Annotated in this window: 21 protein-coding genes; 7 read left to right on the top strand and 14 right to left on the bottom strand. The window is 63.9% G+C overall.

Annotated elements, in window-relative coordinates; translation table 11 throughout:
* Positions 1–19: 19 nt before the first annotated feature.
* The 10 genes from JaAD80_RS09905 to JaAD80_RS09860 form a co-directional block, all read right to left on the bottom strand.
* The gene (locus JaAD80_RS09905) at positions 20–1,210 is read right to left on the bottom strand and encodes a CmpA/NrtA family ABC transporter substrate-binding protein (RefSeq protein WP_102294012.1); all 1,191 of its coding nucleotides are present in this window, start codon (positions 1,208–1,210) and stop codon (positions 20–22) included.
* Between the two features lie 96 nt (positions 1,211–1,306).
* Positions 1,307–1,945 carry an ANTAR domain-containing response regulator gene (locus JaAD80_RS09900; protein ID WP_102294011.1) on the bottom strand — a complete coding sequence of 213 codons (639 nt, stop codon included), beginning with the start codon at positions 1,943–1,945 and terminating at the stop codon, positions 1,307–1,309.
* 88 nt (positions 1,946–2,033) lie between these two features.
* Positions 2,034–3,533: a CoA-acylating methylmalonate-semialdehyde dehydrogenase gene (locus JaAD80_RS09895; RefSeq protein ID WP_102294010.1), complete on the bottom strand. Its 1,500-nt coding sequence runs from the start codon at positions 3,531–3,533 to the stop codon at positions 2,034–2,036.
* Positions 3,534–3,543: 10 nt separating this feature from the next.
* Complete coding sequence (iolB, locus tag JaAD80_RS09890) at positions 3,544–4,344, bottom strand: 5-deoxy-glucuronate isomerase (protein WP_102294009.1); 801 nt, start codon at positions 4,342–4,344, stop codon at positions 3,544–3,546.
* Positions 4,341–5,261 carry a myo-inosose-2 dehydratase gene (iolE, locus tag JaAD80_RS09885; protein ID WP_102294008.1) on the bottom strand — a complete coding sequence of 307 codons (921 nt, stop codon included), beginning with the start codon at positions 5,259–5,261 and terminating at the stop codon, positions 4,341–4,343. The genes iolB and iolE overlap by 4 nt, the downstream gene beginning before the upstream one ends.
* Complete coding sequence (iolD, locus tag JaAD80_RS09880) at positions 5,258–7,099, bottom strand: 3D-(3,5/4)-trihydroxycyclohexane-1,2-dione acylhydrolase (decyclizing) (RefSeq protein WP_102294007.1); 1,842 nt, start codon at positions 7,097–7,099, stop codon at positions 5,258–5,260. The genes iolE and iolD overlap by 4 nt, the downstream gene beginning before the upstream one ends.
* On the bottom strand, positions 7,096–9,042 hold the full coding sequence (iolC, locus tag JaAD80_RS09875; RefSeq protein ID WP_102294006.1) for a 5-dehydro-2-deoxygluconokinase: 1,947 nt from the start codon (positions 9,040–9,042) through the stop codon (positions 7,096–7,098). The genes iolD and iolC overlap by 4 nt, the downstream gene beginning before the upstream one ends.
* Positions 9,043–9,050: 8 nt before the next feature.
* On the bottom strand, positions 9,051–9,836 hold the full coding sequence (locus JaAD80_RS09870) for an ATP-binding cassette domain-containing protein (RefSeq protein WP_102294005.1): 786 nt from the start codon (positions 9,834–9,836) through the stop codon (positions 9,051–9,053).
* A 3-nt stretch (positions 9,837–9,839) separates the two neighbouring features.
* On the bottom strand, positions 9,840–10,973 hold the full coding sequence (locus JaAD80_RS09865) for an ABC transporter permease (protein ID WP_180979362.1): 1,134 nt from the start codon (positions 10,971–10,973) through the stop codon (positions 9,840–9,842).
* A 166-nt stretch (positions 10,974–11,139) separates the two neighbouring features.
* Positions 11,140–12,189 (bottom strand): sugar ABC transporter substrate-binding protein, encoded by a 1,050-nt coding sequence (locus JaAD80_RS09860; protein WP_102294003.1) that lies wholly within the window; start codon positions 12,187–12,189, stop codon positions 11,140–11,142.
* Between the two features lie 248 nt (positions 12,190–12,437).
* Between JaAD80_RS09860 and JaAD80_RS09855 the strand changes: the two genes are divergently transcribed.
* Genes JaAD80_RS09855 through JaAD80_RS09845 form a run of 3 tightly spaced genes read left to right on the top strand, consistent with a single transcriptional unit; the run spans position 12,438 to position 15,333 of the window.
* On the top strand, positions 12,438–13,304 hold the full coding sequence (locus JaAD80_RS09855; RefSeq protein WP_034757651.1) for a MurR/RpiR family transcriptional regulator: 867 nt from the start codon (positions 12,438–12,440) through the stop codon (positions 13,302–13,304).
* Positions 13,297–14,283 carry an inositol 2-dehydrogenase gene (gene iolG, locus JaAD80_RS09850; RefSeq protein ID WP_102294001.1) on the top strand — a complete coding sequence of 329 codons (987 nt, stop codon included), beginning with the start codon at positions 13,297–13,299 and terminating at the stop codon, positions 14,281–14,283. Before JaAD80_RS09855 ends, iolG begins: the two co-directional genes overlap by 8 nt.
* 27 nt (positions 14,284–14,310) lie before the next feature.
* Positions 14,311–15,333 (top strand): Gfo/Idh/MocA family oxidoreductase, encoded by a 1,023-nt coding sequence (locus tag JaAD80_RS09845; protein WP_102294000.1) that lies wholly within the window; start codon positions 14,311–14,313, stop codon positions 15,331–15,333.
* A 15-nt stretch (positions 15,334–15,348) separates the two neighbouring features.
* Here JaAD80_RS09845 and JaAD80_RS09840 read toward each other — a convergent pair whose 3' ends face one another.
* Positions 15,349–15,696: a DNA-binding protein gene (locus tag JaAD80_RS09840; protein ID WP_102293999.1), complete on the bottom strand. Its 348-nt coding sequence runs from the start codon at positions 15,694–15,696 to the stop codon at positions 15,349–15,351.
* On the bottom strand, positions 15,693–16,031 hold the full coding sequence (locus JaAD80_RS09835) for a type II toxin-antitoxin system RelE/ParE family toxin (protein ID WP_374755236.1): 339 nt from the start codon (positions 16,029–16,031) through the stop codon (positions 15,693–15,695). Before JaAD80_RS09835 ends, JaAD80_RS09840 begins: the two co-directional genes overlap by 4 nt.
* 241 nt (positions 16,032–16,272) lie before the next feature.
* On the opposite strand from JaAD80_RS09835, the gene JaAD80_RS09830 reads away from it, so the two are divergent.
* Positions 16,273–17,490: a hypothetical protein gene (locus tag JaAD80_RS09830; protein ID WP_180979360.1), complete on the top strand. Its 1,218-nt coding sequence runs from the start codon at positions 16,273–16,275 to the stop codon at positions 17,488–17,490.
* Positions 17,491–17,492: 2 nt separating this feature from the next.
* Here the strand turns inward: JaAD80_RS09830 and JaAD80_RS09825 are convergent, their stop codons facing one another.
* The gene (locus JaAD80_RS09825; RefSeq protein WP_102293998.1) at positions 17,493–18,860 is read right to left on the bottom strand and encodes an MFS transporter; all 1,368 of its coding nucleotides are present in this window, start codon (positions 18,858–18,860) and stop codon (positions 17,493–17,495) included.
* Positions 18,861–18,981: 121 nt separating this feature from the next.
* On the opposite strand from JaAD80_RS09825, the gene JaAD80_RS09820 reads away from it, so the two are divergent.
* The 3 genes from JaAD80_RS09820 to JaAD80_RS09810 all read left to right on the top strand — a co-directional run bounded on the left by JaAD80_RS09820 (position 18,982) and on the right by JaAD80_RS09810 (position 22,492).
* Entirely contained in the window at positions 18,982–19,626 is a 645-nt protein-coding gene (locus JaAD80_RS09820; RefSeq protein WP_258002898.1) for a TetR/AcrR family transcriptional regulator, read from the top strand.
* 89 nt (positions 19,627–19,715) lie between these two features.
* Positions 19,716–20,753, top strand: coding sequence for a ParB/Srx family N-terminal domain-containing protein (locus JaAD80_RS09815; protein ID WP_180979359.1), 1,038 nt, complete (start codon positions 19,716–19,718; stop codon positions 20,751–20,753).
* An 80-nt stretch (positions 20,754–20,833) separates the two neighbouring features.
* Positions 20,834–22,492: a ParB-like protein gene (locus JaAD80_RS09810; protein ID WP_102293995.1), complete on the top strand. Its 1,659-nt coding sequence runs from the start codon at positions 20,834–20,836 to the stop codon at positions 22,490–22,492.
* Positions 22,493–22,558: 66 nt separating this feature from the next.
* Here JaAD80_RS09810 and JaAD80_RS09805 read toward each other — a convergent pair whose 3' ends face one another.
* A complete protein-coding gene (locus tag JaAD80_RS09805) occupies positions 22,559–23,668 on the bottom strand; it encodes an ABC transporter ATP-binding protein (RefSeq protein ID WP_102293994.1) in 1,110 nt (369 codons plus the stop codon).
* Between the last annotated feature and the right edge of the window lie 3 nt (positions 23,669–23,671).

Raw genomic sequence — 23,671 nt, 5'->3', positions numbered from 1 at the left:
AACTCCTTCTCGCGATGTGTCAGAAAAAATGGCCGATGGCAAACGATGCGGCGTACGCTTCCGGCGCACTGCCATCCCACACGACGCCGTCACACAGGGTCGAGCTGCGCATGGGGGCCATGGGCAAGGGCGTGTGCGCCATTTCCGCCGCCTGGCGGTACAGGTCGATGCGGTTGACCTGGCGCGCCACGGCCAGATAGTCGGGCTCGTCGCGCAGCAAGCCCCAGCGCCGGTGCTGGGTCATGAACCACATGCCATCGGACAGGTACGGGAAATTGACGGTGCCGCCGCCATAAAATGCCAAGCCGTGCGCCTCGTGCCAGGTCTTGCCCAGTCCATCCTGATAATGGCCGAGTATGCGCGACGCCAGCATTTCCTGCGGCGTGTTCAGGTAGCCTGGCGCGGCCAGCACGCTGGCCGTGGCCAGGCGGTTCTCGTCGCTGGCATCGATCCAGCGCCCCGCATCGAGCACGGCGGCGATCAGCGCGCGGCAGGTATTCGGGTGCTGGTGCGCAAAAGCGGCGCTGGTGCCCAGCACCTTGCCCGGATGCTCGGGCCAGATCTGCCCGCTGGCAGCGGCCGTCACGCCCACGCCATCGACGATGGCCTTGTAGCCCCACGGCTCGCCGGCGCAAAAGCCGTCCATCTGACCGGCGCGCAAGGCGGCCACCATCTGCGACGGCGGCACCGTCATCACGCGCGCGTCGCGCAGCGGATCGATGCCGTGCGCCGCCAGCCAGTATTGCAGCAGCATCGCGTGGTTACCCGTCGGGAAAGTATGCGCGAACGCGAACGGCCGCGATGCTGCCCGCATGTGGCGCGCCAGCGAAGCGCCATCGCGGGCGCCTTCGCGCGCCAGGGCCGCCGACAGGGTCACGGCCTGGCCGCTGTGATTGAGGTTCATCAATACGGCCATGTCGCTCTGCTGTCCGCCGATTCCCATCTGCACGCCATACACGAGGCCGTACAGCACGTGGGCCGCGTCGAGGTCGCCACTTGCCAGCTTGTCGCGCACGCCGGCCCACGACATCTCGCGGCTCAGCTCGATCTTGATGCCGTATTTTTCATCCAGGCCCAGCTTAGCCGCCATCACCAGCGAGCCGCAATCGCTCAGCGGCAGGTAACCGATGCGTATCGTCTGTTTTTCCGGATGCAGGGAGCGCATCACCTGGGCGCTGCCTGCCGCCGGGCTGCCCGCTTGTTCAGTCATACTTCCATCCTTTGCCTGTCCTTGCCGCCCGCGACGCACCAAAACAGTGCATCGCACCACAATATGTCATGCTGCCATCAAAATAAGCGTATCCGTTCATCCCAGCAAGTCTTCCACGTCGAGGATGCGCTGGGCAAGTTCCGCCAGTTTCAGCTTCTTGTTCATGGCCATGCTGCGCAGGCGCTGGTAAGCCTGCTCTTCCGTCAAGCCATGATGCGTCATCAATAGACCCTTGGCCCGCTCGATGACCTTGCGTTCCAACAATTTATGCCGCGTGTCATGCAGTTCCGCGCGCAGTTTTTCTTCCTGGCGAAAGCGCGCCAGGGCCACGTTCAGCACGGGCAGGATGCGTTCCGCCTGCAAGCCGGCCACGATGTAGGCCGAGACGCCCGCCGCCATGGCCGCGTCGATGCTGGACGTGGCGCCGTCCTCCGTAAACAGCACGATGGGACGGCGCTCGTCGCGCGTGGCGATGACGATGTGTTCGAGTACGTCGCGCGCGTCCGATTCGGCGTCAATGATGATGAGGTCGGGCTGCAGTTGCCCGATGCGCTCGGGAAGGTAGAGGTCGGCAGGCAGGGAGGCGATGATGTCAAAGCCCGATTCCAGCAAGCCGATGCGCAAGGCATTGCCGCGTTGCACTTGCGCCGCCAATGCCGCATCCGCGTGCACGCCGTGCTCGACGATGGTATTGACGACAACGATGCGCAAAGGCTGGGTACGGCTGGACGTCATGGGAGCGATCTGCAATGGCTAAACGATTAGCCATTGCAGTAAGCAAGAAGCGAACCAGCTGATTTTACAGCGGGTTTTACAACTGCTTTTACTTGAGGGTAGGCATGGCAAACTCGGCACCGGCCGCCGTCGAGGCCGGCCAGCGCTGGGTGACAGCCTTCTGCTTCGTGTAGAAGCGCACGGATTCCGGACCATGCGCGTGGTGGTCGCCAAACAGGCTGCGCTTCCAGCCACCGAAGCTGTGGAAGGCCATCGGCACGGGGATCGGCACATTCACGCCCACCATGCCGACTTGCACGCGGTGCGTGTATTCGCGCGCCGTATTGCCGTCGCGCGTATAAATCGCCGTGCCATTGCCGTACTCGTGCGCATTGACCAGGTCCAGCGCCGTGGCAAAGTCCGGCACGCGCACGATGCACAGCACGGGGCCGAAGATTTCCTCCTTGTAGATGGTCATCTCGGGCGTGACGTGGTCGAACAGGCTGCCACCGAGGAAAAATCCCTGTTCATGGCCGGGCAGCACGAAGCCGCGTCCGTCACTGACCAGCTTGGCGCCCTCTTCCACGCCCTTGGCGATGTAGCCGGCAATCTTCTCCTTGTGCACTTGCGTCACCACGGGACCCATTTCCGCCGCCAGGTCCATGCCTTGCGTGATTTTCAGCGCGGCGATGCGCGGCACCAGCGCCTCGACCAGCTGGTCGCCCACATTGCCTACCGCCACCACCACGGAAATGGCCATGCAGCGCTCGCCGGCCGAACCGAACGCAGCGCCCATCAGGGCATCGACCGTCTGGGGAATGTCGGCATCGGGCATGACCACCATGTGGTTCTTCGCGCCACCCAAGGCCTGCACGCGCTTGCCCTGGGCGCAGCCGGTCGCATAGATGTATTCGGCGATCGGCGTGGAGCCGACAAAGCTGACGGCGCGCACGTCCGGGTGGTGCAGCAAGCCATCCACCGCCTCTTTATCGCCCTGCACCACGTTGAAGACGCCGTCGGGCAAGCCCGCGTCCGTCAGCAATTGCGCCAGCAGCAGGCTGGCGGACGGATCGCGCTCCGATGGTTTCAGCACAAAGGTGTTGCCGCAGGCAATCGCCATCGGAAACATCCACATGGGCACCATGACGGGAAAGTTGAACGGCGTGATGCCGACGCAGACACCGAGCGCCTGGCGGATCGACCAGGCGTCGATGCCGCCGGCCACCTGCTCCGAATATTCTCCCTTCATCATTTGCGGGATGCCGCAGGCGAACTCCACCACTTCGATGCCGCGCGTGACTTCCCCTTTCGCATCCGTAAACACTTTGCCATGCTCGGCCGTGATCAGGGCCGCCAGCTGGTCGGAATGCTCTTCCAGCAATTCCTTGAACTTGAACATGACGCGGGCGCGGCGCAGGGGCGAGGTTTGCGACCAGGCGGGAAACGCCGCATGGGCGGCGGCCACGGCCGCATTCAGCTCTGACGGCGTGGCCAGCGACACTGTCGCCGTGACGGCGCCCGTGGCGGGATTGAATACCTCGCTGGTGCGCTCGGAGCGCGAAGCCATCGGGTTGCCACCGATAAAGTGGCCGATCTGTTGCGTCGTCATTGGGATTCCTTTATTTGGTATTCATCAGCCACTCGTGGGCCGGGTCGTTTTTAAAGTGCCACACGCGTTTCGGGCCGGCCATCACGTTCAGGTAATAGCCGTCGTAGCCATACGGCACGGTCACGGGGTGGTAGCCGCGCGGCACCATCACCACGTCGTGGTTTTCCACGGCCATGGCTTCGTCGATGCTGCGGTCATCCGTATAGACGCGTTGAAAGGCAAAGCCCTGCTCGGGATTCAAGCGGTGGTAATACGTTTCTTCCAGCGAACTCTCGGTCGGAATATTGTCGTCATCGTGCTTGTGCGGCGGGTAACTGGACGAGTGGCCCGACGGCGTCACCACTTCCACCACCAGCAAGCCATCGGCCTCGGCCGTCTGCGGCAGGATGTCGCACACATAGCGGGTATTGGCGCCCTTGCCGCGCACGGAGCGCGTCATGCTGGCGGGCTCGATCAGGCGCGCCGGACGGTGCGTGGCGGCTGGCGCGCTGCACAGCGCCACCTCGGCGTTGTCCACGGCCGTGATGCTGACCGCCGTTTCCAGCGGCACATAGACGGCATATGGCGAGCGCTCCTCGAACACGCTGGCGCGCCCGCCGATCTCGCGCCACGTCTGCCCGCCCGCCTGCACGGTGACCGTGCCCGTCAGCACGACGATGCACAGCTCGCGGCTGCCCGTGTGCAGGCTCAGCGCTTCGCCGGCCGCCAGCCGGTGCGCGGCGAAACCGACGTGCGTCCAGCCGGCCGACGCGGGCGTGACTTCGACGAGCTTGCCGCCGCCCTTGTCCGCCTTCACCAATAGCGGGCTCATGCCGCCTCCCGGCCCAGGCGCGGGATGGCGTCAACCAGTTGCGCCAGGTAATCGTGGCCCATCTTCGCATATTCGTAGCTGGGCGCGACGGCCGGGTCCTGCTCCGCTTCCACCACCAGCCAGCCTTCGTAGCCGTGCAGATACAAGCGCGTCAAAATCGCCGGAAAGTCGATGCTGCCGTCGCCTGGCACGCTGAAAGCGCCATTGATGACGGCTTGCAGGAAACTCCAGTGGCCATTACGGGCCAGTTTCACCACGTTGGGACGCACGTCCTTGCAATGCACGTGGCAGATGCGATCGATATGCTTGTTCAGCACCGCCAGCGCGTCGCCACCCGCAAAGGTGATGTGGCCCGTGTCGAACAGCAAGCCCACTTCCGCTCCCGTCAGGGCCATCAGCTGGTCCACGTCGGCCGGCGTTTCCACATAGGCGCCCATGTGATGGTGGTAGGCCAGGCGCACGCCGTGGGCCAGCAGATGCGCGGCAAAGGCCGTCAATTTGTCGGCGTAGTGCTGCCATTGCTGCTGTGACTGGAAACGCGGACGCTTGTACAGGGGGCGCGCTTCGCCCTGGATGGCGTCCGCCACTTCGCCGTAGACCATGACGGTGGCGCCGCTGTCGGCAAGCAAGCGTAAATGCGATTGCACCGCCGCAATTTCTTCCTCGACCGACCGGTGTACCAGCCGTCCCGAATACCAGCCGGACACGCACGCCAGGCCATATTTCCCCAGCACGGCATTCAGCGATGGTGCATCCTTGGGAAACTTGTTGCCCAGTTCAAAGCCCACGTAGCCGATCTCGGCGCCCTCCTTCAAGGCTGTTTCCAGAGGCGTCTCGCCGCCCAGCGACGGCAAGTCATCGTTCATCCACGAGATCGGGTTGATGCCGATCTTCACATTCCAGCTTGGTGCGTTCATTTTTGTTGTCCTTGGCGGTCAAGTTCATAACGGGCGCGGGCAGCTTGCACGCCGGGCTGGGTAGAGACCTCGGGTACGGCCACTTCCCACCAGCAACCGCCCTCTTCTGTTGTGCGCGTCGCATCCGTGTCGATGCAGATCAGATACGTGCGGGTGGCGGCCCGGGCGCGCAGCATGGCTTGCTCCAGCGCGGCAATCGAGTCCACGTGTTCGGACAGCGCCCCCAGCGATTGCGCATGCAGGGCAAAATCGATATGCGGCGCGCCGTCAGGCAGCATATTGTTGAACGATGGATTGCCGCACGCTTGCTGCAGGCGGTTGATGCAGCCGTAGCCCCGGTTGTCCAGCACGACGATGATGAGTTTTTTGCCCAGCATCACGGAAGTGGCGATTTCCGAATTCATCATCAGGTAGCTGCCATCGCCCACCATGACGATGACCTCGGCATCGGGCTTGGCCATCTTGACGCCGAGGCCGCCGGCGATTTCATAACCCATGCACGAGTAGCCGTACTCCATGTGGTAGCCACCGGGCGTGCTGGTGCGCCACAGCTTGTGCAGCTCGGCCGGTAGGGTGCCCGCCGCGCAGACGACGATATCGCGCGTGGCGGAGTCCGCTGCGGAGCGTTGCACGGCGCCGATGACTTCGCCGTCATACGGCAAGCCGGCCACTTCGCGCTTGCCGGTAATGCTTGCCACCGTCGCGCGCCAGGCGTGGCCCGCCTGCTGCGCGCGATCCATCCATTGCCCGGCGCTGTTCCAGCTGCCCAGCTGGCGCGACAGGCCTTGCAAGCCTAGTGTCGCGTCCGCCTGCAAGCCCAGGCCACGGCGTTTCAGGGCGTCGAAGGCATTCACATTAAGGCTGAGCAATTGCGCCTGCCCGAACAGGGAATTCGACCCCGTCGTGAAATCCTGCAGGCGCGTGCCCACGGCCAGCACCACGTCCGCCTCGGCCGCCAGGGCATTTGCCGCAGGCGAACCCGTCACGCCGATGGCGCCCAGCTGCAAGGGGTGGTCCCACGGCAGCGCGCTCTTGCCCGCCTGTGTCTCGGCCACGGGAATGCCATGGCGCTCGGCAAAGGCCTGCAAGGCGGCGCTGGCCTTGCCGTACAGCACGCCGCCACCGGCGACGATCAGCGGCTGTTTCGCGTTTTTCAACAGCGCTGCCGCCTCTTCCAGTTCCTGCTCGACGGGCGGCACGGCGCGGAAGCGCACAGTCCTCGGCGCAAAGAATTCTTCAGGGTAGTCATACGCCATCGTCTGCACGTCTTGCGGCAAGGACAGGGTCACGGGACCGCAGGCGGCCGGGTCCGTCAAGGCGGCAATGGCACGCGGCAAGGCCGTCAGCAATTGCTCCGGATACACGATGCGGTCGAAATAGCGCGACAGCGGCTTGAAGGCATCGTTGACGGACACGCTGCCGTCGCCCGCATCTTCCAGCTGCTGCAGCACCGGGTCCGGCGCGCGCGAGACAAACACGTCGCCGGGCAAGAGCAATACCGGCAAGCGGTTCACGTGGGCCAGCGCGGCGGCCGTCAGCAAATTGGTGGCGCCCGGGCCGATGGAACTAGTGACGGCCATCATGCGCCGGCGCATGTGCGCTTTCGCATAGGCAATGGCCGCATGCGCCATCGCCTGTTCGTTGTGCGCGCGGTAGGTCGGGAAGCTGTCATTGTACTGGTACAGCGCCTCGCCCAGGCCCGCCACGTTGCCGTGGCCAAAGATGGCGAAGGCGCCGCCGAACAACGCTTCGCCCTCTTCCGTGCGCAAGGCAGCCAGGTAGCGCACCAGCGCCTGCGCCATGGTCAAGCGCACGGTTTTGTGTGGGATGGCGCTCATGCCGCACGCTCCAGGCGGTTGCGGGTGCGCTGCCACAGGGAAATCAGTTGTTCGAAGTTGGCGCGCACTGCGGCGATCAGGCCCGCATCGTCGAGTTCGCCCGCCAGCCAGCGGCGGCTCGGTTCCTGGAAGATGGTGCGCCCCACCATGAAGCCGCGGCAGGTGGTGCTGGCGCTGGCCTGCTCGAAACTGGCGGCCAGCGCATCGATGGGCGCATTCAAGCCCAGCAGCACGACGCCACGGCAATACGGATCGCGCTCCTGCACCAGCGCGTCGATGGCTTGCCATTGCTTGGCCGTCATGCTTTCCAGCTTCCACCACTCCGGATAGATGCCCAGGTTGTACAGGCGTTTGACGGCGCGCAGCACTGTATCGTCGCTGTGCGGCAAGGCCTCCGACGGTATGACTTCAAGCAAGAGTTCGTGACCGCTCACTTGCGCCGCGTCATACAGGGCCTTGATCTGCGCTTCCTGTTCCAGCCGGTTTTCCACGGCGTCGTCCGGATGCAGCTGCACCAGGCATTTGATCACATGCTCCTTTGGCCAGCTGAGCAGGTGCGAGCCGATGGAGCGGCCCCAGTCGAATTGCAGCGGGTTGGAACCCGGCAATTCCACGGGACGGCCGATCCACCAGCCGCGCCCGGTCGCATCATTGAGCGCATCGACGCCATAGCGGCCATCGATCAGCACGCCCGTCTTGCCGGCCAGTTTCAACGCCGTTTCCGTCTGTGCCACGGCTTGCACCATCAGCTGCTTCAAGGCGGCGATGCGCGCTTCGGGCGCACCCGTCTGCTGCGCCAGTTCGAAGAACTGCGTGCGGTGGTCGAAAGCAAACACGCACAATTCGTCCCACTGCTGGCGCGCCACCGTCGTGCGGTGCAAGCGCGACAAGGTGGCGTCCTGGTCCGGCTGCGCCAGCCTGGCCGCGTTGGCCAGGAAATAGTCGAGCTCGACGGGCGACGGCATGGCCGGCGCGCAAGCGTGGCGCGACACCACCAGCGCACCGCAGGCATTCGCGTAGCGGCAGCATGCTTCATAGCCTTCGCCGCGCAGCCAGCCTTTCAGGAAGCCGGACAGAAACGCGTCGCCCGCGCCCAGCACGTTGAGCACGTCGACGCGCACGCCGCGGTAGTTATACGCGTCATCCAGACTGGCCGGCACCACATTGTCGATGACGGCGCTGCCCAGCGGCCCGCGCTTGACGACCAGGGTGGCCAGGGTGGCGGCCCGCACGGCGCGCAAGGACGCCATGATGTCGGCGCCGCCGCCGGCGATCATGAATTCCTCTTCCGTGCCGACGATCAAATCAAAATGCGGCAGGATGGCTTGCAAGTGCCTGGTCACGCCTTCGTTGGAAACGAAACGCGTTTCGCCATCGGCCTTGCCCGACAAGCCCCACAGCACGGGCCGGTAATCGATGTCGAGCACGGTGCGCACGTTATTGGCGCGGGCCAGTTTCAAGGCTTGCGTGCTGACGGCGTGCATGGCGCTGGTAGAGAAATGCGTGCCGGTGATCAGCAATGCCTTGCTCGACGCAATGAAGGCCGCATCCACCGATGCGGGATCGATGGCCATGTCGGCGCAATTTTCACGGTAGAAAATCAGCGGAAAGGTATTTTTATCCTTGATTCCGAGCATCACCAGCGCCGTCAGGCGATCCTGGTCGATGCCCACATGGCTGACATCGCAGCCTTCCCTGGACAAGGTAGCCGTCAGGAAGCGGCCCATGTGGTCGTCGCCCACTTTCGACAGCATGGCGGACTTCAAGCCCAGCCGCGCCGTGCCGAAGGCGATGTTCGCCGACGAGCCGCCCAGGTATTTGGCGAAGCTGCTGACGTCTTCCAGCGGGCTGCCGATCTGCTGCGCGTACAGGTCCACCGCCAGGCGGCCCAGGCAGATGACATCCAGCGCCCGGCCCTGGGCAAATTGTGTGGAATTATTCATGGCTATCCTTAAATCGTGACACCGTCGAGTTCACTCATCAGCGTTTGCATTTCCGCGCCGCCCGCCATCATGTCCAGCAAGGCGTCCTTGCTCACCGTTTCCTTGGTGAAGGTGCCCAGCGACTTGCCCCGGTTCAGCAAGGTAAACGAATCGCCGACCGGATACGCATGGTGCACATTGTGCGTGATAAAGATCACGGAAATGCCGCGCTCGCGCGCCTTGTAGATCAGTTTCAGCACATTGAACGACTGCTTCACGCCCAGCGCGGCCGTTGGCTCGTCGAGGATCAGCACGCGGGCGCCGAAGTGGATGGCGCGGGCAATGGCCAGGCACTGCTTTTCGCCGCCGGACATGGTGCCGATGGCCTGGTGCGGGTCGCGCACCATGATGCCCATCTCGGCCAGCTTGGCGCGCGCCGTCTCGGCCGCATAATCGATATCCATCACGGGCACCAGGCCCAGCAGCTTTCTCATCGGCTCGCGGCCCATGAAGAAATTGCGCGCCACGGACAGCAATGGCACCAGCGCCAGGTCCTGGTAGACGGTGGCCACCCCCATGTCCAGCGCTTCGCTGGGCGAATTGAAGACGACGGGCCGGCCATCGACCAGGTATTGCCCGTCGGTCGGCTTGTGCACGCCGGCCAGGGTCTTGATCAGGGTCGACTTGCCGGCGCCGTTATCGCCCAGCAAACAATGCACCTCCCCTTCCTTCAGCCGCATGGTGATGTTTTGCAGGGCCAGCACGGAGCCGAAGCGCTTGCTGACATTTTCCAGGGCAAGAATATGCTCGCTCATGATTTATCTCGCTTCCGTGACGCGTGAGCGTACAAAGTTATTGAACAGCACGGCGATCAGCAGCATCACGCCGAGGAACACGCGGAACCAGTCCGAATTGATGTTGGTGTAGGTGATGCCGATCTGCACCACGCCGAAGATCAGCGCGCCGAAGCAGGCGCCGACGACGGAACCGTAGCCGCCCGTCAGCAAGGCGCCGCCGATGACGGCCGCGATGATGGCTTCGAATTCCTTTTGCATGCCACGGTCGGCGGCGGCCGAACCGATATCGCACACTTGCAAGGTGGCAAACAGGCAGGCGCAGAAAGCCGTGAAGACAAACAGGGAAATCTTTACCTTGCGCACCGGCACGCCCACATTCTTGGCCGCGTTGGCGTCGCCGCCCACGGCAAACATCCAGTTGCCGAAGCGGGTGCGCGACAAGACAAACGCGGCGCCGGCGGCCAGCACCAGCCACCAGGCGATGACTTTGGGAATGCCTTTCACCAGCGGCGAGCCATCGTCGAGCACGGCGATCCAGCCATGCGTGCCCATCCAGTGGAACAGGCCGGTGGCGACATTGCCCTGGAACAGCAGGCTGGCCAGCCAGTCGTTGGCGGCCAGGTCGCCCACGCCGCTGACGATGGTGCGGTTGGCGAACATGATCGACAGGGCCAGGGTCAGGCCGCGCAGGATGAACAGGAAAGCCAGGGTGACGATGAACGATGGCAAGCGCGTCTTGATGACGATATAGCCGTTGAGCCAGCCCAGCGCCATGGAACCGGCGAAAGCGAAAATAATGGCGGCCCACAATGGCCACTGGAAATAGATGGTCGGGATGGCGATCATCATGCCGGCAAAGCCGATCATGGAGCCGATCGACAGGTCGAATTCACCGGCGATCATCAACAGGCAGGCGCCGATGGCGATGATGCCCAGGTAGGATGCCACTTGCATCCAGTTGACGACGCCATCGAGGTTGAACATGCCGGAATCGCCGGCCGTGATGACGAAGAAGGCAAACACGAGCACGGCGCCGGAAATCGAGGCGAACTCGGGACGGCCAAAAAACCGTTTGACCCAGCTGGTCGTGCCCACGCGCTCATCGGCGGCTGGTGCGGGTGTGCTGGAGGCGCCGGATGGCGGAGGAGGATTCATGCCGGGGCTGGCCAGGCTGGATTTGAGCGCAGTCATACAAAGTCCTTTCACTGTTACTTGATGCTATTACTTATCGCCAGCATCGCTGGCGCCAGGCGTGTGCCTCCCGGGCGCCGCCCGCGGGAGGCGGTGCGGCGCTGGGCAAACCCGGTGGCGACTGTGTGGATTAGCGGTATTGGCCGGCGTACTTTTCGACCTTGGCGATGTTGTCCTTGGTCACGAAACCAGGGCCGGAGCTGATGTGGCGCGGGCCATAGATGGGCGTCAAGCCGTATTCCGCCAGGCGGGCCTGGTATTTCGGGTTGGCGATCAGGATTTCCTTGACCTTGGCCAGGTCCGTGATCTTCTGCTGCTTCATGATGGCCATCACGGCGACAGGAATGTAGCCTTGCAGGTAGGGCTGCTGGTCGATGGCGAACTGGATGCTGCCATCCTTGATGCCCTTGGCGATCTCTTCCGACAAGTCGAAGCTGGCGAAGTACATCTTGCCTTTCAAGCCCAGCTTCTCGACGGCGCGCATGGCCGGCGGGGCCGAATCCGGACCCAGCGCCAGCACGGCCTGGGTCTTCGGATTGCTGCGCAGATAGGCGCTGACCTTGCTTTCGATCACGCCTGGGTCGACGCCATTGGTGTCCAGCGTGGACGACTTGAAGTCGACGCCGAGCGCGTCGGCAAAGCCGCGGCAGCGTTCGAACGACGAGGCATTCATCGCATAGTGATTCACGCACACAAAGGACTTGATGCCCGCTTCCTTGGCGCGCTTGCCGGCGCCCAGGCCCGCGTCATACTCGGGCTGGCCCACGTGCATGATGGCTTTCAGCTGTTCACTCTGCGCCAGGGTGCCGGAATTGATGGTCACCAGCATGATCTTCTTGGCCACCACCGTGCCCAGCGGCTTTTGCAGCACGCTGAAGTCGGCAATGTCGGCGATCAAGCCATCGTAGTTGCGGGCCGCCGATTGCTCGATCAGGCGCGCCATGTCGGCCAGGTCGCCATTCGGTGGATTGCGGTAGTCGACGGAGACATTGAAGTCCTCGCCCGCCTGCTTGATGGCGTTCTTGATGGTGTTCCACCAGGAATCGGAATCGGGCGCGTGGCTGACCATGACGAATTTCTCGCCGGCAGCGTGGCTGGCGCCGGTGCTCAAGCCCAGGCTCAGACCCAGGCTGGCGATGGCCAGGCACTTCATCAAACCCTTGCTTTTATTGCTATGCATGAATGTCTCCTAGACGGATTAATTTTTATAGTTGCGAGCTTTTATGAAGGGTGTCACCGGCTTGCCATTGCGGCATGCAAACCGATGCACTGCGCACAGCTTAGGCCACAAAAAAGACAAATGCAATAAAATTTTCAAATTAAATTTAAATAGAAATTCGTTTCTATTTTCGGATTTCCCTCCTATAATTCTCGCCAGAACCAGCCGTGCCGATGGCACGGCCCAGCAAGCAGACCAAGGAAAAAATCATGGCAGCCACCGCCCCCATCGAACAATTGATGCAGCACATTGCCGCCGAGTACGACAACCTGTCGCGCCAGTTGAAAGTCATCGCCCAGTACATCGAGAAGCACCGGGCCAGCCTGATGCTCGAACGCATCAGCGATATCGCCGCCGCCTGCGACGTGCAGCCGTCGGCCATCGTGCGCTTCGCGCAGCGCTTCGGCTATACGGGCTTTAGCGAAATGCAGGATGTGTTCCGCCAGGCTTATACGGACCAGGCCGGCGCCACGCCCGACTACCAGCAGCGCATCCGCAAGCTCATTTCCACGCGCGACGCCGCCCTCAGCGCGGGCGACCTGACGCGCGAATTCGTCGGCGCCAGCCGCGCCGGCCTCGATGACCTGGCGGCAGGTCTCGATGACGCGCAGCTGGAAGCGGCCGTCAACCTGCTGCTGAAAGCGGAAAATATCTATGTGATCGGCGTGCGCCGGTCCTTCCCGATCGCCTCCTACATCGCCTATGCGCTCGAGCATACCGACAAGCGCGTGCACCTGATCAGCGGACTGGGCGGCATGCACCGCGAGCAGATGCGCAGCGTGCGCGAACGCGATGTGGCGATCGCCATCAGTTTCTCGCCTTACGGCAAGGAAACCCAGCAGTGCATCAAGGCGGCGCAGGACAAGGGCGCCAAGGTCCTGGTGATTACCGACAGCAAGCTGGCCCCGCTCGCGCGGGCCGCCGACGCGCTGCTCACCGTCACCGAGGGCAGCGCCTTCGCCTTCCGCTCGCTGACCAGCACCATCTGCCTGTGCCAGGCGCTGTTCATCGCGCTGGCCTACAAACTAGAGCTCGACATCGAAGAAATCCACACCCCAGGAGAACATGATGATTGAAGTAGCGTTGTTCGGCGCCGGACGTATCGGCAAAATCCATGCGGCCAATCTGGCCGCGCAACCCGGCGTGCAGTTCAAGTACGTGGTCGACGTCAACCAGGAAGCGGCGGCCGCCTTGGCCGGCCTGCACGGCGGCAGCAGCGCCACGGTGGAAACGGCATTGGCCGATCCGGCCATCAAGGCCGTCGTCATCGCCTCCAGCACGGACACGCACGCGGACCTGATCCTGCGTTCGGCCGCCGCCGGCAAGGCCATCTTTTGCGAAAAGCCCGTCGACCTGACGATAGACCGGGCGCGCGCCTGCGCCGCCGCCGTCAAGGAAGCCAAGGTGCTGTGCATGCTGGGTTTCCAGCGCCGCTACGACCCCACTTTCAATGCTGTCAAGACACGCATTGAAGCGGGCGAGATCGGCACGCCGGAATTGCTGGTCGTCACCAGCCGCGACCCGGGCCCGCCGCCCGTCAGCTACATCAAGGTCTCGGGCGGCATCTTCAAGGATATGCTGATCCACGATTTCGACATCTTCCGCTGGATACTCGACGATGAAGCCGTCAGCGTGCATGCGACGGGCAGCTGCCTCGTCGATCCGGCCATCGGCGAGGCGGGCGACCTGGACACGGCCGTCGTCACCATCCGCACGGCCAAGGGCCGTTTGTGCCAGATCAATGCCTCGCGCCGCGCCGCCTACGGCTACGACCAGCGCTTCGAGGTGCTGGGCAGCGCCGGCATGCTGCAGGCGGGCAATCACAAACCGACGGAAGTGACGGCCTATGGCGCTATCAACGTCAGCGTGGACAAGCCGGAAGATTTTTTCCTGGAACGCTACCGCGTGGCCTACGCGCAGGAAATGGCGCATTTCTTTGATGCCCTCAGCCACGGCACGCCGCTGCGCACCACCGTGCACGATGGCTTGAAGGCACTGGAACTGGCCGAGGCAGCCACCCTGTCGTGGCGCGAAGGCCGTGTCGTCACTTTATAAACAAAAATAAAAATACCTGGAGACACCATGTCATCCCCAACATTAAACGTCGGCATCGTCGGCCTGGGCCGGCTGGGCCAGCGCCACGCCATCAACCTGGCGCAGCGCGTGCCAAACGCGCAGGTGGTCGCCGCCTGCAGTCCCGTGCAGGCCGAACTGGACTGGGCAGCCAGCCAGCTCGGCATCACCACCGGCTATGCCGACTACGACGCCCTGCTGGCCCATCCGGGCCTGGACGCCGTCTTCCTCGTCACGCCCACCTCGCTGCATGCGGACCAGATCATCGCCGCCCTGCGCGCCGGCAAGCATGTGTTTTGCGAGAAACCGCTGTCGCTGGACCTGGCCGACTGCCTGAAGGTGGAAGCGGAAGCGGCGCGCCACCCACGACTGACGGTCATGATCGGCTTCGTGCGGCGCTTCGACGCCAGCTACCATGACGCGCAGCAAAAGATCGCCCAAGGACTCATCGGCAAGCCCTACCTGGTGCGTTCGCAAACCTGCGACCAGAACGATCCCAGCGGCGCCTTCATGCGCTTCGCCCCCACCAGCGGCGGCATCTTTCTCGATTGCAGCGTGCACGATATCGACCTGGCGCGCTGGCTGCTGGGCAACCCCGTGCCCAAGCGCGTGTATGCGAGCGGCACCAACGCCATCCACACGGGCTTGCAGGCGTTCGGCGACGTCGACAATGGCCTGGCAACCGTCGAGTTCAGCGATGGCAGCATGGCCAGTTTCATGGCGTCGCGCACCATGGCGCATGGCCATGAAACCCTGACGGAAGTATTCGGCACGGGTGGCCGCCTGGCCGTGGGCAGCAATCCGCGCCTGAACCGGGTGGAAATTTCAGATGCGCATGGCGTGCGCAATGAATGCACGCCGGACTTCTATGCCCGCTTCGCCGACGCCTTTCTGATCGAGGCGCAGGAGTTCACGGATGCGGCACTGGGCCATCGCAGCTTGTCACTGACCTTGCACGATGCCACCGAAGCGACACGCATCGGCCTGGCCATGACGCAAGCGATGCGCGAGGCACGGCCCGTGGAGTTTTAATCCCAAGGCAGGGACTCAGGCAGCCGGAGCGGGAAATGGACGTTCGGGCTGCCTGGGTTCCACCGCCAGGCGCAAGCCCATGGCGTCGAGGATGGCCGTCAAGGTGGCGAGCGATGGATTGCCGTCGGGCGACAGGGTACGGTACAGCTGGGTAGGATTGAGCCTGGCCGCCCGCGCCACGGCGGGCACGCCTCCAAAGGCGCGCGTCAGCTGGCGCAGCACGGCCAGCAGTTCGCCATGCTCGCCATCGGCGAGGATGTTGTTGATGAGTTCCAGGGCGAAGGCGGGATCGTCGCGGTACAGCTCAGCCATCGCATCGTCATGCGAGCGGTCGCTCGGTGGTTTGCCGGGTACCTCTTTCATGTCCTCTCTCCTTCCAGTCGTGCCAGCAGGCACAGGCGTATTCGATATCTTTCGGCTGCGTGCGCTTGTCGCCACGCGCTTGCGCCGCCGCATAACAATAAAATGATCTGTTCGCCGGCAATGGCATAGTAGATACGGTACCCGGCCCCCACATCGATACGCAACTCCCACACGCCATCGTGACAAAATTTGTGGTCGCCGAAATTGCCGGGGATCATACGCAACACGCGGCGCACGATGGCCACCCGGGCTGTATTGTCGCGCTGGCGTTTCAGCCATTCCGTATATAAATCCCTGCCCGATGACGTCAGGTAGTGCCGGATCTCGTACATCATATTCGTCCATAAACGAAGAAAGATCAAGGGGGGGGGGAAACACGCAGATACGCAAAAAAAGAAAACCCCGCCATCTTGCTGCCAAACCCGCTCGCGCAGGCCGTGAATGCCGGGTTCACTGAGCTATATCAAGATGCGTTTCCCCAGTTACTGTAACGAAATGATGTGGCGCGTACACGCCTCACGCCTGTGCCAATGCGCTATACAATAAGCGCCTGCCAACCGTGAGAACCCTGCCGCCATGACGCCTGACGATAGCAACCCTCCCCTCCTCGCCGACGTGGCCGAACGCTACGTCAAGCTGGTCCTGGCCATGGGCCTGCACGATGCCTCATATGTGGATGCGTATTACGGCCCGCCCGCCTGGCGGCAGGAAGCGCTAGACCAGCAAGCCAGCCTGAGCGGCATCAAGGCAGCCACGAACGAGACGCTGGCACTGCTGGCGGACGAACACTGCCTGCGCGCCGTCAACCTGCGCAAGCAGTTGCAGGCCGTGCTGGCCAAGGCGGAGATGCTGCAGGGAATGCGCCTGGATTTCGATACGGAAAGCGCGCGCCTGTACGACGCCGTTTCGCCCCATCACAGCCGTGCTTACTACGAAGCACTGGTGGCGCAGATCGACACCCTGCTGCCGGGCGACGGCTCGGTCAGCGACCGGGTCAACGCCTTCCGCGCGCAATTCGTCATTCCCGCAGACAAGCTGCGCGCCGTCATGGACGCGGCCATTCGCGCCGGCCGCGAACGCACCTTGCAGTACATCGCCCTGCCTGTGGAAGAAGATTTCGTGCTGGAATTTGTCAGCGACAAGCCGTGGAGCGGCTACAACTGGTACAAGGGCAACTACCAGAGCGTGATCCAGATTAATACGGACTTGCCCGTGTATATCGATCGCGCCGTCGATCTCGGTTGCCACGAAGCCTATCCGGGCCACCACGTGTATAACGTGCTGCTGGAGCGCGACCTGGTGCGCGCCAAGGGCTGGATGGAATACTGCATCTATCCGCTGTACTCGCCGCAATCCCTGATCGCCGAAGGCACGGCCAATTACGGCATCGAACTGAGCTTCACGGATGCCGAGCGGCTCGACTTCGAACAGCGGGTGCTGTACCCGCTGGCCGGCCTCGACCCGGCGCTGGCGCCCCGCTACACGCAGCTCAACCACCTGCTGGCCAAGCTCAGCTATGCGGACAACGACATCGCGCGCCAGTACCTCGAAGGCAGCCTGACGCGCGAGGAAGCGCTGGAATGGCTGGTCAACGTGCGCCTGTACCCGGCCGAAAAATCCGCGCAGCGGCTGCAGTTCTACGACGCCATGGGCGCATATGTCATCAATTACAACCTGGGACAGGACATGGCGAAAGCCTACGTGGAACGCCAGGGCACGACGCGCGCCGAGCACTGGGCCGCGTTCCGCGACCTGATGTCCTCGCCCCGCGTGCCCAGCGGTTTGCGCGACTAGGATTATTTCGACGGCAGCCAGTACAGCGGCAAGGCCACCGCCAGGCATGCCAGTCCCGCCAGCAGCATGGCCAGCTGGAAGCCGGCGGCCAGTGCGGCAACGTGTCCCGCCCGCTCCAGCATGGCGGCGGCACGCATGCTCATCACGCTGCCCAGCACGGCCACGCCCAGGGTCATGCCCGCCTGCCGCAGGGCATTCATGATGGCCGACGCCATGGCGCCACGCTCGCTGCCCACGCTGGCCATGGCCAGCAAGCCGGTGGCCGGCACGGCCAGTCCCAGGGCCACGCCCAGCAAGCCGAACAGGGTGCCGACGATGGCATACGGCGTGCGCGGCGCCAGCGTTGCCGTGGCCAGCAGCGCCAGTCCCGCCAGCAGGTAGCCGCCCAGCATCAGGCGGCGCAAAGGCACGTGGCGGCTGAGACGCCCAAAACCCAGTGAAACGATGCCCATGGCAGCGAACTGCGGCAGCATGCGCCAGCCGCTGGCGCCCGCCGCCCAGCCCTGGATTTGCTGCAGGTAAAGCGAGAAAAAGAACAGGCTGCTGTAGCCGGCAAAGCCCAGCACCAGCGAGGCCAGGTTGACCAGTGCGAAGCTTCGCTCGCGAAACAGCTGCAACGGCAACAAGGGGCGCGGCGCGCGTGCTTCGACGGCAAGGAAGGCGAGAAAGGCCAGCAGGGCCGCTGCCAATGGCGGCCAGGCAGGCGCATCGTTTGAACCCAGCGCGATCAAGCCATACGTGAGCGCACCCAGCCAGACAATGCTGAGTACCTGTCCGGCCCGGTCCAGCGCCGCCTCTTCGCGGTAGCGGCGCTCCGTGATGCCCCAGGCGCCCAGCGACATGGCCAGCAAACCCAGCGGCAAATTGATCAGGAAGATGCTCTGCCATCCCCTGCTTTCCAGCAGCATGCCGCCCAGCAACGGCCCCAGAATCAGCGCCAGCGCGCTGAAGGCCGACCAGCCGCCGATCACATGTGCCCGTTCGCGCGGATCGGGAAAGGCGTGGCTGAGTATTGGCATGGCGCCTGGAATCAGCAAAGCCCCCGCCACGCCCTGCACGGCGCGCCCCGCCAGCAGCAGCGGCAGGCTGGCGGCCAGCGCGCACAGCAGCGAACCGGCGGTAAACAAGGCGACGCCCAGCAGCCAGATCCGCTTGTGCCCATGCCGGTCGCCCAGCGGCCCGGCCGACAGCATGCAGGCCGACAGGCATAGCGCATACGCATTGACCACCCACTGCAAGCCGGCCATGTCCGTCGCCAGCGCCGTCTGCAATGTGGGCAGGGCCACGTTGACGATGCTGATGTCGAGCGACGCGAGAAAAGTGCCCAGGTAGGCGGCGGCCACCAGGGCCGTGCGGCGATAACGATGCATGGAGTCGCTCCCATTGTTGATATCCTCGCATCTTACATATTGACTGACCGTCGGTCAATTTAAGGTCAAACGTGTGCGCGCTGTGCTTGGGCCGTGCCGGTGCTTCATTTATACTGGCTGCATGACTATTTCTCCTCCTGCCATGCCCGTCCCTGTCTGCGCCGTGCCAGCGCCCGCCCGACCCCGCACCAAGCCGGCCGAAGTGCGCCTCGATGAATTGATGGCTGCCGCCGAGCGCCTGTTCCTGGACAAGGGCGTGGAAGCGACCACCGTCAGCGACATCACCGCCCTGGCGGGTGTGGCAAAAGGCACCTTCTATCATTATTTTCCGTCCAAGCACGAAATGCTGGCGGCGCTGGCCACCCGCTACACCAGCCACTTCCTGGCCAGCCTGGAAGCGTCTGTCGACCGTTGCCTGCCGCACGACTGGGAAGGCCGGCTGCGCGCCTGGGTACAGGCCAATGTCGCCACCTATCTGCGCACTTGGCGGCTGCACGACATCGTCTACACGAGCCACCGGCGCAGCGTCGGCACCGAAGCGGCGGACAACCCCGACAAGAATGCCATCCTGGTCCATCTGGGGACCATCCTGGCGGGCGGCGCGGCGGCGGGCGCATGGCCGTTGCCGCAGCCGCGCCTGGCCGCCCTGATGATTTATTCCGCCGTGCATGGCGTGACGGACGACGCTATCGCGGCGCAGCTGCAGGATAGCAGCGCCTTTGCCGCTGACGTGGCCGACGCATGCCTGCGCATGCTGGGGCGCTAACGACAGGCTGCATGACTTGCTCCCGGTCTGCGCGGCATCAAACGCCACCGGGTGGGGCTGTTCATACTATGGTTTTGGAGACGATGGCAATGCACGGCTTTTTCTTCCGTATCCCTGCCCTGCCGCTGGCCCTGGCCTGCGGCGCGGCAATCCTGCCGCCGGCGCTGGCGCGCGATGCCGCCACCTTGCCCGCCCTGAACGCACGCCAGCAGGCCCTGATGGCCACCGTGGTGGGCAATGCCGCCCACCCGCGCATCCTGCAAGTGAGCCTGGCGGAACTGCACCCGACCCAGCCGGCAGTCGGCTACGACCAGGTGCACTACAAGCTGGGACGCTATGCGGCCGAAGACAAGCACCTCGCCGACGTCGCCAAGCCGAAAAAATTCGCCGACTTGTGCGAAGCTAATGGCCAGGGCGACGTCTTGCCCGGCACGGCCAATGTCGCCGGTGCCACGCTCAGTGCCCCGCCAGCCAGCTACCGCTGCAAGGCGGCCGTGGGCAGCCGCCCGGACGACATGAAAACCGTCGTCATCGGCCCGCGTGGCATCGTGTACCTGACCGATGGCCACCACACGTTTTCCACCTTCCGCGATGCCGATGGCGGGCGCAACGCGCACCTGAAAGTGTGGGTCAAGGTCAGCGACAATTTCAGCGCGCTCGATGACGCCGCCTTCTGGGCGCGCATGCGCGCGGAAAACAAGGTGTGGCTGAAAAACGGCCGCAACGCGCCCATCACGCCGCGGCAGCTGCCCTCGGCCGTCGGTCTGGCCGCGCTGGGCGATGATCCGTACCGCTCGCTCGTCTACTTCACGCGCGGGGTCGGCTACGCGCCGCCCGAACACGCCACGGAATTCCTCGAATTCTATTGGGCCGACTGGCTGCGCGGCAAGCCCGCGCCTGACCTGGCGAAGATCGACCTGCTTGACCCGGCCGCGTATGCCAACGCCATCCTGCTGGCCGCCCAGGCGATGGTGGCGCTCCAGCCCGATGCGATGGTCAGCAACGGCAAGCGCGCCCGCGAGCTGGGCGCGCTGCAGGACATCGACCGCGAGGCGCTCGACGAACTGACCGAAGACAAGGGCAAGCTGGACTACGCCATCAATTACCGCAAGTCGCTGCGGCGCTGACGGCGCCTGGGCGTGTCATCATCCTGACACATGCGCCCGCTAGCATGTCGGCACTTTTCAGCCGACATCACGGGACAGACATGCTCAAGAACAGCAACACCCTGCGCAGCCGCAGCAGCCGCAGCACACTCTCGATTGCCATCGCCATCGCACTGGGCGCCAGCCTGGCCGCCTGTGGTGGCGGCGACACGCCGGCAAGCGAGAATGCAGCGGTCGGCCCGGCCCGCATCGTCAGCGTCGTGGCCGCCACGGGCAAGGCCGTCGCCGGCAGTGTCATCGATGTGTACGATGCCAGCAAGACCAAGGTCGGCTCCAGCGCGGCGGACGCCAGCGGCAAGGTCAACATCGCCATCAGCGCGGGCGCCAAGGCCCCGTTCCTGATTACCACCACTACCGCCAGCGGCGAGGTGCTGTACGCCGTCTCGCTGCAGGAAAAAAGCGTCAACCTGACGCCGCTCACTTCCGTCATCGCCATGCAGCTGCTGGGCAACACGCCGGCCAGCGCCCCCGCCGCCAGCCTGGCGGCCATCGATGCTGCCAAACTGCAAGCGGCGCAAACGCAGCTGGGCACGGCCCTCGCGGCGCCCATGCAAACCCTGGGCATGGCAGCCAACTACGACTTTGTCAATGGCGTCCTGACGCCAGACAGCAAAGACCCGGCCGACGTGCTGCTGGACAACCTGCAAGTGAAGCAAAGCGGCAGTGATATCGACATCGTCAATGCCAGCGGCGGCATCGTTGCGCAAATCGTCAATGGCGGTGTGCCGCTGGCCACCGGCAAGAGCGTGCTGGAAACCCCGCCCGTGCTCAGCGCGCGCCAGCAACTCCTCGCCGCCACGGCCGCCGGCACCGATGCGGCGCCCGTCTTCCTGCAAGTGTCGCTCGACGAATTGCATCCCACCCAGCCGGCCGTCGGCTACGACCAGATTTACTACAAGCTGGGCCGCTACGGCGCGGAAGACCTGGTCATGGCCAAGACCAACAAGCCAAAGAAATTCGCCGAGCTGTGCGAAACCAATGGCCAGGACGACGTGGTCACCAAAACGGCCAACGTGGCCGGCGCCACCCTGAGCAATCCACCCGCCACCTTCCAGTGCAAGTCCGCCGTGGGTACCAAGCCGGGCGACATGAAGACCGTCGTCATCGGCCCGAACGGCACCCTGTACCTGACGGATGGCCACCACACGTTTTCCGCCTTCCGGGATGCCGACAAGGGGCAGAACCATCAATTGAAAGTCTGGGTCAAGGTGACGGACAATTTCAGCAAGCTCAATGAATACGATTTCTGGGCGCAGATGAAGAAGGCCAGCAAGGTCTGGCTGAAAGATGGCAGCAACAAGGCGATCGCCACCAGCCAGTTGCCGGCGTCCATCGGCCTCGCCTCCCTGGGTAACGACCCGTACCGCGCGCTCGTCTACTTCACGCGCGACGCCGGCTACGTGGTGCCGTCAAGGTCCACGGAATTCCTGGAATTTTACTGGGCCGACTGGCTGCGCAAGCAGGCCACGGTCGACCTGAGCAAGACGGATACGCGCGACGCGGCCAGCTACATGGCCACCATCAGGACGGCATCGCTGGCGATGGCGGGCCTGAAAGCGGCCGACATCGTCAGCGGCGGCGTCACGGCGCAAACCCTGGGCTGGACGGGCACCTTCAGCCAGGCCGCCCTGGACGACCTGGTGACGCCGACCGGCAAGCTGACTTACGCCATCGCGTACAAAAAGTCGCTGGCCAAATAAGCGCCGCGCAAACGACAACGGCCCGCCTGTCAACTGACAGGCGGGCCGTTTTTTATGCACCGGTGCTTACGCGATGCGTTCGCCGTTGGCCGGATCAAACATGGCCGCCTTCGACAGGTTGAACGACAGCTGCATGGTCTGCCCCGGCAGCACGGCTTCGCGCGGGTGCGTGCGGCAAGTAACAGCAGCGCCGTTCAGGCGCGTCGTCAGCAGGGTGTCCGGACCGGTCGGCTCGACCAGGTCGATCAGACAGCCCAGTTCCTGGCCCACGTCGCCGTGCGCGCTGCTCATGTCCGTGATCTGTTCCGGACGTACGCCCAGGATCACGTCGCGGCCCGCATAGCTGCGCAGCTTGTCGGCGGCGAATGGCAGGGACAGGCGCAGGCTCTTGCCCGCGTTCTCGATGGCGACAGACACCTCGTTGCCTTCGATGACAGGCTTGACGGTGATGAAGTTCATCGACGGCGAGCCGATGAAGCCGGCCACGAACAGGTTGGCGGGATTGTCGTAGATTTCCTGCGGCGTGCCCAGTTGCTGCACTACGCCATCCTTCATGACGGCGATCAGGTCGCCCATGGTCATCGCCTCGATCTGGTCATGCGTGACATAGACGATGGTGGCTTTCAGGCGCTGGTGCAGCAGCTTGATCTCGGCGCGCATTTCCACGCGCAGCTTGGCGTCCAGGTTCGACAGCGGTTCGTCGAACAGGAACAGCGACGGCTTGCGCGAGATGGCGCGGCCCATGGCCACGCGCTGGCGCTGGCCGCCGGACAGCTGCGCCGGACGGCGGTCGAGCAAGTGCGTGATCTGCAGGGTTTCGGCGACGCGGGCGACGATTTCTTCCTGCTCCGCCTTCGGCACTTTTTTCACGTTCAAGCCGAAGGCGATGTTTTCGCGCACCGTCATCGACGGATACAGCGCGTAGGACTGGAACACCATGGCAATGTCGCGGTCTTTCGGCGGCAGGTCGTTGACGACCTTGCCATCGATGAGGATTTCGCCGGAAGTGACGCTCTCCAGGCCTGCCACCATGTTGAGCAGGGTCGATTTGCCGGAGCCGGAGCCGCCGACGAGGATCAGGAACTGGCCATCCTTGATGTCGATGTCGATGCCTTTCAGGACTTCGACGCCATTCGTGTACACCTTGCGGATGCTGCGTATCGATAAACTGGACATATT

Origin of the sequence: Janthinobacterium sp. AD80, assembly GCF_002878455.1 — a bacterium.
GTDB lineage: Bacteria > Pseudomonadota > Gammaproteobacteria > Burkholderiales > Burkholderiaceae_D > Janthinobacterium.
Note: the sequence above shows the minus strand (reverse complement) of the source record. Positions and strands in the feature narration are given on the sequence as shown.

Excerpts from the sequence above, each read along its gene's own strand:
- JaAD80_RS09905 (WP_102294012.1), bottom strand. The coding sequence starts at position 1,210 with ATGACTGAACAAGCGGGCAGCCCGGCGGCAGGCAGCGCCCAGGTGATG.
- JaAD80_RS09900 (WP_102294011.1), bottom strand. The coding sequence starts at position 1,945 with ATGACGTCCAGCCGTACCCAGCCTTTGCGCATCGTTGTCGTCAATACC.
- JaAD80_RS09895 (WP_102294010.1), bottom strand. The coding sequence starts at position 3,533 with ATGACGACGCAACAGATCGGCCACTTTATCGGTGGCAACCCGATGGCT.
- iolB (WP_102294009.1), bottom strand. The coding sequence starts at position 4,344 with ATGAGCCCGCTATTGGTGAAGGCGGACAAGGGCGGCGGCAAGCTCGTC.
- iolE (WP_102294008.1), bottom strand. The coding sequence starts at position 5,261 with ATGAACGCACCAAGCTGGAATGTGAAGATCGGCATCAACCCGATCTCG.
- iolD (WP_102294007.1), bottom strand. The coding sequence starts at position 7,099 with ATGAGCGCCATCCCACACAAAACCGTGCGCTTGACCATGGCGCAGGCG.
- iolC (WP_102294006.1), bottom strand. The coding sequence starts at position 9,042 with ATGAATAATTCCACACAATTTGCCCAGGGCCGGGCGCTGGATGTCATC.
- JaAD80_RS09870 (WP_102294005.1), bottom strand. The coding sequence starts at position 9,836 with ATGAGCGAGCATATTCTTGCCCTGGAAAATGTCAGCAAGCGCTTCGGC.
- JaAD80_RS09865 (WP_180979362.1), bottom strand. The coding sequence starts at position 10,973 with ATGAATCCTCCTCCGCCATCCGGCGCCTCCAGCACACCCGCACCAGCC.
- JaAD80_RS09860 (WP_102294003.1), bottom strand. The coding sequence starts at position 12,189 with ATGCATAGCAATAAAAGCAAGGGTTTGATGAAGTGCCTGGCCATCGCC.
- JaAD80_RS09855 (WP_034757651.1), top strand. The coding sequence starts at position 12,438 with ATGGCAGCCACCGCCCCCATCGAACAATTGATGCAGCACATTGCCGCC.
- iolG (WP_102294001.1), top strand. The coding sequence starts at position 13,297 with ATGATTGAAGTAGCGTTGTTCGGCGCCGGACGTATCGGCAAAATCCAT.
- JaAD80_RS09845 (WP_102294000.1), top strand. The coding sequence starts at position 14,311 with ATGTCATCCCCAACATTAAACGTCGGCATCGTCGGCCTGGGCCGGCTG.
- JaAD80_RS09840 (WP_102293999.1), bottom strand. The coding sequence starts at position 15,696 with ATGAAAGAGGTACCCGGCAAACCACCGAGCGACCGCTCGCATGACGAT.
- JaAD80_RS09835 (WP_374755236.1), bottom strand. The coding sequence starts at position 16,031 with ATGATGTACGAGATCCGGCACTACCTGACGTCATCGGGCAGGGATTTA.
- JaAD80_RS09830 (WP_180979360.1), top strand. The coding sequence starts at position 16,273 with ATGACGCCTGACGATAGCAACCCTCCCCTCCTCGCCGACGTGGCCGAA.
- JaAD80_RS09825 (WP_102293998.1), bottom strand. The coding sequence starts at position 18,860 with ATGCATCGTTATCGCCGCACGGCCCTGGTGGCCGCCGCCTACCTGGGC.
- JaAD80_RS09820 (WP_258002898.1), top strand. The coding sequence starts at position 18,982 with ATGACTATTTCTCCTCCTGCCATGCCCGTCCCTGTCTGCGCCGTGCCA.
- JaAD80_RS09815 (WP_180979359.1), top strand. The coding sequence starts at position 19,716 with ATGCACGGCTTTTTCTTCCGTATCCCTGCCCTGCCGCTGGCCCTGGCC.
- JaAD80_RS09810 (WP_102293995.1), top strand. The coding sequence starts at position 20,834 with ATGCTCAAGAACAGCAACACCCTGCGCAGCCGCAGCAGCCGCAGCACA.
- JaAD80_RS09805 (WP_102293994.1), bottom strand. The coding sequence starts at position 23,668 with ATGTCCAGTTTATCGATACGCAGCATCCGCAAGGTGTACACGAATGGC.